We start from the raw sequence: 11,631 nt of genomic DNA on the forward strand, positions 1-11,631 counted from the left end.
TCGCGAAACGTAGATAGTTTGCCTGTGCACGGATATGTGCAGGTACAGGCAGCGCCGACCCCTGCCCCGGGCGTGTCGCGCCCGGTCGCATGCCACCGACACGAGGTGCCGTATGCGCATCGCGGCGATTCGCGCGCTAGAGTGTGTGCCAGGAAGAAATACCAACTCTAACGGGGCCGCCAAATTTCCCCAGGCCGCCCCGCAAGTCCGCGAGGGGGCACCGCCATGGGCCGAGGCAGGGCTAAGGCAAAGCAGACAAAAGTCGCTCGTGAGCTCAAGTACAGCTCGCCGACAACGGACTTGGAGAGTCTGCAGAAGGAACTCTCCGGTGGTTCGTCCAACTCCCATCGTGGCATCCACTCTGACTCGGATGTGCATTCCCGAGTCGAGGAAGACGAGTACGAGGACTGGCGACGCTAGTTTTGTGCACTGAACGACTGAGGGGGAGCCGCAGTGCGGCTCCCCCTCATTTGTTCGTGCGATAACGCCGCGATCAGAACCGCGGGTGGTTACCCAGCAACAGCGCACGCTCGTCGGCGACGTCCTTACCGGTCGCCTTCTTCACCGTGCCCAGCGTCCAGCAGTCGATGTGACGTGCGGTCAGCACTGCGAGGGCGCGGTCGACGTCCTCGGGTGCCACGATGGCAACCATGCCGACACCCATGTTGAACGTCTGCTCCATCTCGGCCCGCTCGACGCGTCCACGCTGCGCGATCAGCGAGAAGATCGGAGCCGGGCTCCACGTGGTGCGGTCGAGTTCGGCGACGAGGCCCTCGGGCATGACCCGTGAGAGGTTGTTCGCCAATCCGCCGCCGGTCACGTGGCAGAACGTGCGGACGTCGGTTTCCGCAGCGAGTGCGAGGCAGTCCTTGGCGTAGATCTTGGTGGGTTCGAGCAGTTCCTCACCGAGAGTGCGACCGAACTCCTCGACGTGTCCGCCGAGATCCATGTGGTTGATCTCCAGCAGCACCTTGCGAGCGAGGGAGTAGCCGTTGGAGTGCAGGCCCGACGATCCCATGCCGATGACGACGTCACCGGGTCGTACCCGCTCGGGTCCGAGGATCGAATCCGCCTCGACGACGCCGATGCCGGTGGCCGAGAGGTCGTAATCGCCGTCGGCCATCAGTCCCGGGTGCTCGGCCGTCTCGCCGCCGAGCAGCGCGCAGCCGGCGATGACGCAGCCTTCTGCGATGCCCTTGACCAATTCCGCGACCTGCTCGGGAACCACGCGGCCCACGGCGATGTAGTCCTGCAGGAACAGTGGCTCGGCACCGCAGACGACGAGGTCGTCGACGACCATTGCGACCAGGTCGAGACCGAGGGTGTCGTGCTTTCCGAGCGCCTGCGCCACGGCCACCTTGGTGCCGACGCCGTCGGTCGAGGCGGCCAGGACGGGCTCGCGGTAGTCGCCCTTGAGCGCGAAGAGGCCGGCGAAACCACCGAGACCGCCCATGACCTCGGGCCTACTGGCCTTCTTGGCGAGCGGCGCGAACAGTTGCACTGCTCGATCTCCTGCGGCGATGTCGACCCCGGCCGCCGCGTAGGAGGCACCGCCCGAGTGAGTTGCGCTCGTGGGTTGGGATTCCTCGGTCATTCGGCTCCAGCCTGTGTACTCGATCATGTCAGCGCCCGTGACGGCACAGATAGCGCCCTAACGGTACCGGAGTGCCCGGTCAGGAGAAGAACTCACGTGTGCAGCCGCTTACCGGGAATCGCCGCCAACAGCTTCTTGGTGTAGTCCGCCTCCGGTGATCGCAAAATCTTCCACGGTGTTCCCTGTTCGACGATTCCCCCGCCCCGCAGCACCACCACGCGGTGCGCGACGCGGTCGACCACCGCGAGGTCGTGGCTGATGAACAGGCACGCGAATCCGAACTCCCGCTGCAGTGCCTCGAACAGGTCGAGCACGGCCGCCTGTACCGAGACATCCAGTGCACTGGTCGGCTCGTCCGCAACCACCAGATCCGGTCCCAGTACCAGTGCCCGCGCCAGACTGACGCGTTGCCGCTGTCCACCGGAGAGCTCGTGCGGGTAGCGCTTGCCGGTGCCGGACGGCAGTTGCACGGCGTCGAGCAGCTCGGTCGTTCTGGCCGCGATCGCATCCTTGGAGCCGTACTTGTGCACGATCATCGGCTCGGCGATGCACTGTCCGACGGTCAGTCGGGGGTTCAGTGACGCCGACGGGTCCTGGAAGACGAACCCGAACCGCTTCCGCAGGGGCTTGAGTTTGCGTTCGCTCACCCCTGCGATGTTCTGCCCCATCACCGTCACGCTGCCGCTGGTCGGCTTCTGCAGTGCCGCAACACATCTGCCGATCGTGGACTTACCCGAGCCGGATTCACCCACCAGGCCGAGGGTTTCGCCGCGGTGGATGGTGAGCGAGACGTCGTCGACCGCCCGGAAGGCAGGCGAGCCGACACCGCCGGAGAACTGCACCACCAACCGAGAGACGTCGAGTACCGGTTCGCCCGACGTGTCGACGGTCTTGTCCGACTCCACCGCGGCCAGCGTCGGCACCGCGGCCAGCAGCTTCTTGGTGTAGTCGTCTGCGGGCGCATCGAAGAGCTGCGCCACCGGTGCTTCCTCGACGACGCGACCGTTCTGCATGACGACGACGCGGTCCGCCAGATCAGAGACGACGCCCATGCTGTGGGTGATGAGCACGATGGCACAACCCAGCCGATCCTTGAGATCGCGCAGTAGTTCGAGGATCTCGGCCTGCACCGTGACGTCGAGCGCGGTGGTCGGCTCGTCGGCGATGATGACTTTCGCCTCGCACGAGATGGCGATCGCGATCATGACGCGTTGCTTCTGCCCACCCGAGAGCTCGTGCGGATAGTACGAGAAGCGTTGTTCGGGGCTGGGCAGGCCGACCATCGTCAACAGTTCGACGGCCCGCGTCTTGGCGTCCTTGGCCGACATTCGCTTTCCGTCGTCGCGCGTATGCGCCCGCAGTGCCTCGACGATCTGATACCCGATGGTGAACAGCGGATCCAGAGCGCTGCCCGGTTCCTGGAACACCATCGAAATCTTGTTGCCGCGCAACTGCGCCCACGCCTTGTTGCTCAGCGTCGTCACGTCCTGGCCCCCGAGCACCACGTGGCCCTCCACGCGTGCGGTGTCGGGTAGCAGTCCGATGGCGGATCTGACGCTGACGGACTTGCCCGAGCCGGACTCGCCCACCACGGCCAGGACTTCACCGGGATACACCTCGAACGAGACCTCGGTGACGGCATCGACTTCGCCGGCATCGGTCAGAAACGTGACGGACAACGACTTCACCGACAGTGCGGACTCTTGTGGAGTCGCAACGCTCGATGTCATACCTTCACCGCCTTCTTGAACTTCTTGCGGGTGCGCAGCAGCGGATTGAGTGTCTCGCTTGCGCTTTCGCCCACCATGGTCAGGCCGAGCACAACGAGCACGATGCCCAGGCCGGGGAACACCGACGTCCACCAGATGCCGTTGGAGATATCGGGCAGCGCCTTGTTGATGTCGTAGCCCCACTCCGAGGCGGAGGTGGGCTCGATGCCGAAGCCGAGGAATCCGAGTCCGGCCAGGGTCAGGATGGCCTCGGCCCCGTTCAGTGTGATGATGACCGGCAGCGTCTGCACCACGTTGGCGAGGATGTGGCGGAACAGGATTCGCGGAGTACCGGCTCCGGTGACTCGGGCGGCGTCGACGTACGGTTCGGTCTTGACCGCCACCGTGGCGTTGCGTACCACGCGGAAGTACTGCGGCACGAAGATCGCCGTGATGGCGATGGCCGCGGATGCGATACCGCCGAAGCTGGACGACTGTCCGCCTGCGACGACGATCGAGATGACCACCGCGAGCAGCAGCGACGGGAATGCGTACATCGCGTCCATGAACAGCACGAGCACTCGGTCGAACCATCGGCCGATGTACCCCGAGGCCAGGCCGAGCGGAACGCCGATGATCAGCGAGAGAATCAACGACGACGCAATCACCATCAAAGCTGTTCGTGCACCGTAGATCACCCGAGAGAACACGTCCTCGCCGCGGACCGAGGTGCCGAACCAATGCTGCGCGGACGGGGCTGCCTGGCGGGCGAAATCCTGCCCGGCGTCGCTGGTCTGCGAGAACCCGTACGGCGCGAGAAGCGGAGCGAACACTGCGGCGATCACGAACCCCACCATCAGGACCAACCCGACGATCAAGGTGACGCGTTGCAAGCCCGATGTCGACTTCACGAACGCGACGCCGGGAACTCCTCGACGGTGCGGGCGGGTGGGCGGGACGTCGGACAGCACGACTTCGGTGCTCATCAGAACCTCACTCTCGGGTCGATGAGTGCGACGATCGCGTCGGTGAAGAAGCTGACGACGGCGACCACCACGGCCAGGAACGTCACGATGCCCTGCACGGCAACAAAATCGCGGGCCTGCAGGTAGCGGGCGAGTTCGTAGCCGAGGCCCTGCCACTCGAACGTGGTCTCGGTCAATACCGCGCCGCCGAGCAGCACGGCGATCTGCAGGCCGATGACGGTGACGATGGGAATCATGGCGTTGCGGAACGCATGCCGTCGCGTCACCGTGCCCTCGCTCAACCCGCGAGCGCGGGCGGCATCTACGAAGGGTGCCTGCAGCGTTTGAATCAGGTTGACGCGCACCAACCTCAGGAACACTCCGGCCGTCAACAGACCCAGGGCGAGCGCCGGCAGTACGGCGTGCTGGAGCACGTCGACGATGTAGCTCGGCTCACCGTAGAGGAACGAATCGATGATCAGAATGTTGGTCTTCGGAGCGACGTTCTGCAGTGCCAGTTCCACATTGGTGCTCGCTCGTCCGGCCACCGGCAGCCAGCCGAGCTTGACGGCGAACAGCAGCTTGAGCAGCATGCCGACGAAGAACACCGGGGCCGCGTACGCCAGGATCGCGAAGATTCGCAACGAGGCGTCGCCGAATCGGTCTCGATGGGTGGCGGCGAAGAAACCGAGCGGAATACCGACCGCGAAGGCCACCAGCAGAGCCCAGAAGGCCAATTCCAGTGTGGCAGCACCGTTGACGAGTAGAACGTCGCTGATCGCGCGATTGTCGGTGGCCGAGCGGCCGAAGTCGCCGCGCAGCAAACCGGTCAGGTACTCCCAGTACTGCGTCAGGATCGGCCGGTCGTAGCCGGCCTCGGCCTTGCGTTGGGCGATCTGTTCGGCGGGTAGGCGGCCGCCGAGGGCGGCGGTGATCGGATCACCGATGACCCGCATCAGAAAGAAGACGACGGTGACGAGAATCCAGGCAGTCGGAATGATCAGCAGAAATCTGATCCCGAGATAGCGGGCGAGCGCGCCGTATCGTGACGGCGCGCTCGCCTGCTTCGCTTGCTTCTCCCCTACCGGCGCGTCCGCGGTAGTGGGCACCGGTCAGCTCTTGGCGAGAGTGACGAAACGGAACTTGAACGAGGCGTCGAGAGTCTCGTCGACACCGCTGATCTCGTCGGTGGCGACGGCGATCTGCTTGCCCTCCAACAACGGAAGCGTCGGCAGGTAGTTCGTCGCCAGCTCGGTCTGAATCTGACCGATGATCTGCATCCGCGCATTTTCGTCGGCCGTCGTGCGCTCGAGATCGAGCAGCGAGGTGATCTCCGGGCTCTCGAAGTGCGACTGCAGGAAGTTGTCCGGTGCGAAGAACGGCGTCAGGTAGTTGTCTGCGTCGGGGTAGTCCGGGAACCAACCCAGCTGGTACACCGGGTACGCGTCGGCGACGCGTTCCTTGGTGTACGTGCTCCACTCGGTCGACTGCAGGTTCACGTTGAACAAGCCCGTCGCGTCGAGCTGACTCTTGATCGCGGCGTACTCCTCGCTCGAGGACGAACCGTAGTGGTCCGGGTTGTACTGCAGGTTGAGTTGGATCGGAGTGGCGACGCCTGCAGCGGAGAGGAATCCGGCAGCCTCGTCCTTGTTGGGTGTCTCACCGTAGACGTCGGAGAAGGCCTTGTTGGAACCTTCCAGACCGGTCGGAACCACGGAGTACAGCGGGGTGTACGTGCCCTTGTAAACGCTGTCGGAGAGCGCCTGGCGATCGACAGAGGCCGCAATTGCCTTGCGCACGGCCAACTTCTGCTCCGGGGTGTCGCCGGGCATCGTGTTCATGTTGAACACCATGTAGCGGGATTCGCCACCGGGCCCCTCGTGCACCGTCAGACCGTCGACGGCTCCGAGCGATTCGACGTCCGTCGGAGTCAGCGAGCGCCACGCCACATCGATGGCCTTGTTCTGAACGTCGAGCTTGAGGTTGTCGGAGCTGGTGTAGTACTTCACGTTGATCGACGACGTCTTCGGCGTTCCGAGAATTCCGTTGTAGTCGCCGTTCGCGGCAAAGCTGACGAGGGAGTTCTTGGCGTAGCTCGAGATCGAGTACGGACCGGCGAACGGCGTACCCGCCACGATGGCGTCGTCGTCGAGAACGGAATCGGCCGGGAACACGGTCTGATCGACGATCGGGCCTGCCGGGGTCGCCAGAATCTGCGGGAACGTCTGGTCGTTCGCAGCCTTCAGGGTGAACTCGACGGTCTTCTCGTCCGGCGTGGCGATGCTGTCGAGGTTGGTCAACAGCGACGCAGGCCCGTTGGGATCGTTGATCGCGACGATTCGATCGAACGAATACTTCACGCTCTCACTCGTCAGTGGGTTGCCGTTCGCGAACGTCAGGTCGTCCTTGAGCGTGCACGTGTAGACGGTCGGCTCGGCGAAGTCGCAGCTCTCGGCCGCGTCGGGCTCCAGCTCGGAGCTGCCGGGGGCGAAGTTCATCAGGAAGGGATACGTCTGGTTCATCACCATGAACGAGCCGTTGTCGTACGAGCCGGCCGGGTCGAGTGACGTCACCTGGTCGGTGGTTCCGACGGTGATCGTCTCGCCGCCGCCGCTGTCGCCGGATCCGCCGGCGTCGTCGGTGCGGCCCGAGCCGCAGGCCGCCGCAGTCAATGCGAGTACCGACAGTGCTGCCACTGCAGCGGTCTTCTTGCTGTGCTTGCGCACGGCGGTCTTCGATGCCGCGCTGTAGCGCTGCATGCGTCCGTCGTCGGGCGACAGGGTCATCTGATGCCTCTATCCAAATCGGTGTGTCCTATGTAACTGAAAGGACAGTACCGACGGACTGTTTCCAATATGTGGCATTGAGAAAACCCCGTTGTTCCCTCGCAGGAACGCCCAGCTCACGGACGACTCAGAGCGCTCACATTCGCGTCGTTGTCCACCGGCTGCCCGGCGGCCGAGGCAAGCAGGCCCTCGAGAACGTGCTTGCCGAGCGCATTGTCGGCAGGCAGATCGATCGGGTATTTGCCGGTGAAACATGCTGCACACAAGCGCGATTCAGGCTGCTCGGAGGCAGCGATCATGCCGTCGATGGAGATGTACCCCAACGAATCGGCACCGATCGCCTGCCGAACGCCCTCGAGAATGCCGTCCTCGGAGTCGACACCGTTGGCGATCAGCTCTGCGGGAGAAGCGAAGTCGATGCCGTAGAAGCAGGGCCAACGTACCGGCGGCGACGCGATACGCACGTGAATCTCCAGCGCACCGGCCTCGCGCAGCATCCTGATCAGGGCGCGCTGAGTGTTGCCGCGAACGATCGAATCGTCCACCACCACCAGTCTTTTGCCCCGTATGACCTCTTTGAGAGGGTTGAGTTTGAGCCGGATGCCGAGTTGGCGGATGGTCTGCGACGGCTGAATGAACGTGCGGCCCACATAGGCGTTCTTCATCAAGCCCTGGCCGTAGGGAATGCCGGAGCCCTGCGCGAAACCGACCGCGGCGGGAGTTCCACTCTCGGGCACCGGAATCACCAGGTCACCCTCGGCCGGATGCTCCTTGGCGAGTCGTCGTCCGATCTCGACTCGCGTCGAGTGCACCGACCGGCCACCGATGACACTGTCGGGCCGAGCGAGGTAGACGTACTCGAACACACAGCCCTTGGGCTCGGGGGCCGCGAACCGCGAGGACCTGACACCGTCGGCATCGATCGCGAGCAGTTCACCGGGCTCGATGTCGCGGACGAACGCGGCACCGACGATGTCGAGTGCCGCCGTCTCGCTGGCCACCACCCAGCCGCGATCGAGGCGGCCGAGGCACAGCGGGCGCACGCCGTGCGGGTCGCGCGCGGCGTAGAGGGTGTGCTCGTCCATGAACGTCAGACAGAAGGCACCCTTGAGCAGTGGCAGCAGTTCCATCGCCGCCTGCTCGATGGTGCAGTCGGCGGCCTTGTGCGCCAGCAGCGCGGTCACGACGTCGGAATCCGAGGTGCCGTTGCCCTGCAGCCGGTCGCTGATCAGCCCTGCGTCGCGCGCCTTGGTGGCGAGCTCGGCGAAGTTCACCAGATTTCCGTTGTGGCCGAGCGCAATCCCGGTGCCGGCCGTGGTGGTGCGGAAGATCGGCTGCGCGTTCTCCCACGTGACCGATCCACTGGTGGAGTAGCGGCAGTGCCCGATGGCGACGTGCCCGGGCATCGCGCCGAGAGTCTGCTCGTCGAACACCTGGCTGACGAGACCGAGATCCTTGAACACCAACACCTGGGAGCCGTCGGACACTGCGATGCCGGCGGCCTCCTGACCACGGTGTTGCAGCGCATAGAGGCCGTAATACGAGAGCTTGGCCACATCCTCGCCCGGTGCCCATACTCCGAACACCCCGCACTCCTCGCGCGGCTCGTTCTCCGGTTCGTCGAGCGGTTTGCCTGCCAGAAGGTTCGGACTGTCGACCGACAAATCGGCGTTGGTCACGGGCATTGCTCCCTTGGGGGTACGGGGCGGTGGGGCCGTGCCCAAGTCTACGGGCACACGGCCGAAGTCAACGCATCGTGTGTACGGGAGATTCCCAGCGGATGAACCGGTGTCCGATTCGGGCCGATCACCTGATGGACAACAGTGGCAGCCAGCGACCCACTTCGGCTGCTCTGCTGCCCGACGCATCGATGGAACCGTCGGCGAGCGCCTCGGCGAAATCGCGGACTCCGGTGACCACCTGCAGCCACGTCAGCGCATCGGTCTCGACCACGTTCGGCGGGGTCCCCCGCGTGTGACGCGGACCCTCGATGCACTGCACCGCGACGAACGGCGGCACCCGCACCTCCACCGAGGATCCAGGCGCGTTCTGACCAAGGGTCCTCGCGGTGGTGCGGACCGCCGCCGCGATCTGTGCGCGAGCAGGCTTGTCCGCCTCACCCTTGATCCATTGCTCGACGGCCAGAACGGCGTCGCGTACCTCGGCGGGGCCGACTTCCTTGTGTGGTGGCACTGCTACCGACTCCTGTCGTTCGCCGCGAGATGCGCCAGCACGGCCCCACTGGCGTTGAGGAAGTAATGCAGCAAGGCCGGGGCGAGCACGCTCCCGCTGCGGGACCGCAACCACGAGAACACCACGCCCGCGGCCGTGGTCGCGACCACTGTTCCGACCACGCTGTCACCCGCAGAGCGAGCCGGGTGGATGTGCCACAGGCCGAAGAAGATCGGCGACAGCACCGGCGACGCGGCGTCGAGCACACCGCGGAACAGCAACTCCTCGGTCAGCACCGTCCCCACCGGAATCCGAAACAACACCCACTCGGCCAGGTCGTCCTCGGACGGCCGGACACGGCGTCGCAACGCCGGAATCGCCGCAACGACGGCAGCTCCGAACACCGGAATCGCCGACGCCGCAGCGCCCCACTTCAGGCCGACAGCGACGTTGCGCAGACCGAGCGCTTCTGCGCTCGTTCGGGACAGTGCAGCCACACCGACGGCGAACGAGGCGTTGGCCACCGCCCGTCCACGGGCATCGAGACGTGTCGACGGCAGCGCGACCGTGCTCCACGCCGTCGTCGCCGAGCCGATCAGCAGCGCTTCGGTGTTCACTTCTCGGGACCGTCTCGGCCGGCGAACTGCTCCATGACGCCGCGAACTCGTTCGGTGTCGCGGTCGGTCCACCCCTCGGGCGCGGCGACGGCCACCCAGCCGTCGAGCACGAGGGTTCCGTAGTTGTGCCCGTGCCCGTCGGGAACGCCTGCGGCGTTGGTCAGATCGGCGGCCACCTGCCAGAAGGTGACGACCGGGAACCATCGCATGCTCGGCAGCCGGTCCGGTCCCGGTGGCTCCGAGAGCCAGTCGGGACGCTCGAACAGCAGGTCCGGTGACCACCAGACGACCGGATCCGACGCGTGCTGGACGTAGAGGATCCGCGGCTCGTACCACGGCTGATCCTCCGGCGGGATGCCCGTCGAGTTGTCGGCGAATCGGACGGTCAGGCCCTCGGAGTACACCGGCCGAACCTCGGGACTTCCCGGGTCACGTCTACTGACGAACTGACTCCAGATGCGGTTGTTGTTCGGCGGTCCCACCCACAGGACCCCGTCGGTGGTGGCTCTGATGTCGGCCAGACCGGTGAACGCACCCTCGCCCGCCTGAGTACCGAGGCTCTCGCCGTAGACGTAGAACTTGGGGCGCGTGGCCTCCGGTTCCTCCAGCCAGCGGTCGTGCACCTTGTCGATCAGAGCTTTGCCTGCCTGCGCGGCCTTGTCTCCCTCCGCGATGAAGGAGATCCAGCTGGGCAGATACGAATACTGCGATGCGACGGTGGCGACGTCGCCGTCGAACATGAGCTCTTCGGCTTCGATGGCAGTGGGATTGACCCAGCCGGTTCCGGTGGTCGGCACGACGACGAGAGCCGCGCGCTGAAATGCCCCGGTGCGTTCGAGTTCGGCGACCACGATGTTCAGTCGTTCGTCCTGGGTCTCTGCGGTTTCCAGGCCTGCGTAGGCCCGAATCGGCTCGAGACTCGGACGGCCCGTGGCCCGCTCCATCTCGTCGGCGCGCAGCCCACTCGAGACGAAGTTGCGCCCCTCGAAACCGAGAGTGTCCCACGGTGCCAACGAGTTCGGGCTGCCGGAGCGTTGGTCTTCGACGGGTTGCTCAGCGCCGTCCCGGGTTTCGTCGTTCTGCAGGCTGAAGGCCGAGTTGGTGACCTCGGAGACCGCGCGCAGCAGCACACCCTGAACCAGGGCGACGGACAGCACGACCAGGACGACGACCCCGAGCGCATTGGCCACTTCTCGCGGCATCTTGACGATGCGGTTGATCTGACGGGCGACCAGCCGAACGAGGTCGCGCAACACCCGCCACACCGAGATCAACAGTGCCGCAACGGCGATACTGAGCGCGCCGGTGCGGAGGTACCCCGTTGTGGTCGTCCCCTCCGCGTCCATCAGCGCGGCCAGCTCACGCTGCCATTCCGCCGAGATCGCCAGCATGATCATCGATGCCGCGATCGCCATTACGGGCACAGCGACTTTGACGGCCAGCTCGACCGTGCGAGGCAACGGCCACCACGATCGGGACGAGAGCCACCATCGGGTCACGGCCCACCCCACCGCGATGCCGAATGCGTAGCCGATGGCCGCGTTGATACCGCCGATGATGCCCTGGAACAACCATCCCCGAGGGAGCAGAGACGGAGTCAACGACCAGCAGAAGAACAACGCGCCGAACGCGATTCCGGTGAAGTCCAGGCGCAGCAGGCCCCACGCCCACATGACGAACGGATGCTTGTCGGGCGACGGGACCGAGAATTCGACCGACGGCAGGTGGTATCGGTGATGCTGATCCTGCTCGAGTGCGGGCTCGGTCTCCTTCCGACGCTCCGATACC

The 11,631-nt window shown here is 65.2% G+C and carries 10 protein-coding genes; 1 reads left to right on the top strand and 9 read right to left on the bottom strand.

Annotated features, from left to right (window positions below):
- Positions 1-225: 225 nt before the first annotated feature.
- Positions 226-420, top strand: a complete 195-nt coding sequence (locus AABD04_RS18905; protein WP_008719426.1) for a DUF3073 domain-containing protein — start codon at positions 226-228, stop codon at positions 418-420.
- 73 nt (positions 421-493) lie between these two features.
- Here the strand turns inward: AABD04_RS18905 and purM are convergent, their stop codons facing one another.
- From purM to AABD04_RS18950, 9 genes are all read right to left on the bottom strand, one after another.
- Positions 494-1,594 carry a phosphoribosylformylglycinamidine cyclo-ligase gene (purM, locus tag AABD04_RS18910; RefSeq protein WP_243593841.1) on the bottom strand — a complete coding sequence of 367 codons (1,101 nt, stop codon included), beginning with the start codon at positions 1,592-1,594 and terminating at the stop codon, positions 494-496.
- Positions 1,595-1,686: 92 nt separating this feature from the next.
- Positions 1,687-3,324, bottom strand: a complete 1,638-nt coding sequence (locus AABD04_RS18915) for an ABC transporter ATP-binding protein (protein ID WP_341442098.1) — start codon at positions 3,322-3,324, stop codon at positions 1,687-1,689.
- Complete coding sequence (locus AABD04_RS18920; protein WP_243593843.1) at positions 3,321-4,289, bottom strand: ABC transporter permease; 969 nt, start codon at positions 4,287-4,289, stop codon at positions 3,321-3,323. The genes AABD04_RS18915 and AABD04_RS18920 overlap by 4 nt, the downstream gene beginning before the upstream one ends.
- Entirely contained in the window at positions 4,289-5,284 is a 996-nt protein-coding gene (locus AABD04_RS18925; RefSeq protein ID WP_341443100.1) for an ABC transporter permease, read from the bottom strand. Before AABD04_RS18925 ends, AABD04_RS18920 begins: the two co-directional genes overlap by 1 nt.
- Before the next feature lie 96 nt (positions 5,285-5,380).
- Positions 5,381-7,027, bottom strand: a complete 1,647-nt coding sequence (locus AABD04_RS18930; protein ID WP_423228242.1) for an ABC transporter substrate-binding protein — start codon at positions 7,025-7,027, stop codon at positions 5,381-5,383.
- A 143-nt stretch (positions 7,028-7,170) separates the two neighbouring features.
- The gene (gene purF / locus AABD04_RS18935; protein ID WP_243593845.1) at positions 7,171-8,733 is read right to left on the bottom strand and encodes an amidophosphoribosyltransferase; all 1,563 of its coding nucleotides are present in this window, start codon (positions 8,731-8,733) and stop codon (positions 7,171-7,173) included.
- A gap of 127 nt (positions 8,734-8,860) precedes the next feature.
- Positions 8,861-9,247 carry a sterol carrier family protein gene (locus tag AABD04_RS18940; protein WP_243593846.1) on the bottom strand — a complete coding sequence of 129 codons (387 nt, stop codon included), beginning with the start codon at positions 9,245-9,247 and terminating at the stop codon, positions 8,861-8,863.
- 2 nt (positions 9,248-9,249) lie between these two features.
- The gene (locus AABD04_RS18945) at positions 9,250-9,843 is read right to left on the bottom strand and encodes a CPBP family intramembrane glutamic endopeptidase (RefSeq protein ID WP_341442100.1); all 594 of its coding nucleotides are present in this window, start codon (positions 9,841-9,843) and stop codon (positions 9,250-9,252) included.
- A complete protein-coding gene (locus AABD04_RS18950; protein ID WP_341443101.1) occupies positions 9,840-11,567 on the bottom strand; it encodes an alpha/beta hydrolase in 1,728 nt (575 codons plus the stop codon). The genes AABD04_RS18945 and AABD04_RS18950 overlap by 4 nt, the downstream gene beginning before the upstream one ends.
- Between the last annotated feature and the right edge of the window lie 64 nt (positions 11,568-11,631).

Origin of the sequence: Rhodococcoides navarretei (assembly GCF_038069675.1) — a bacterium.
Lineage (GTDB): Bacteria > Actinomycetota > Actinomycetes > Mycobacteriales > Mycobacteriaceae > Rhodococcoides > Rhodococcoides navarretei.

What these genes read in the sequence shown, in the direction of transcription:
- AABD04_RS18905 (WP_008719426.1), top strand. Translation starts at nt 226, where the DNA reads ATGGGCCGAGGCAGGGCTAAGGCAAAGCAGACAAAAGTCGCTCGTGAG.
- purM (WP_243593841.1), bottom strand. Translation starts at nt 1,594, where the DNA reads ATGACCGAGGAATCCCAACCCACGAGCGCAACTCACTCGGGCGGTGCC.
- AABD04_RS18915 (WP_341442098.1), bottom strand. Translation starts at nt 3,324, where the DNA reads ATGACATCGAGCGTTGCGACTCCACAAGAGTCCGCACTGTCGGTGAAG.
- AABD04_RS18920 (WP_243593843.1), bottom strand. Translation starts at nt 4,289, where the DNA reads ATGAGCACCGAAGTCGTGCTGTCCGACGTCCCGCCCACCCGCCCGCAC.
- AABD04_RS18930 (WP_423228242.1), bottom strand. Translation starts at nt 7,027, where the DNA reads ATGCAGCGCTACAGCGCGGCATCGAAGACCGCCGTGCGCAAGCACAGC.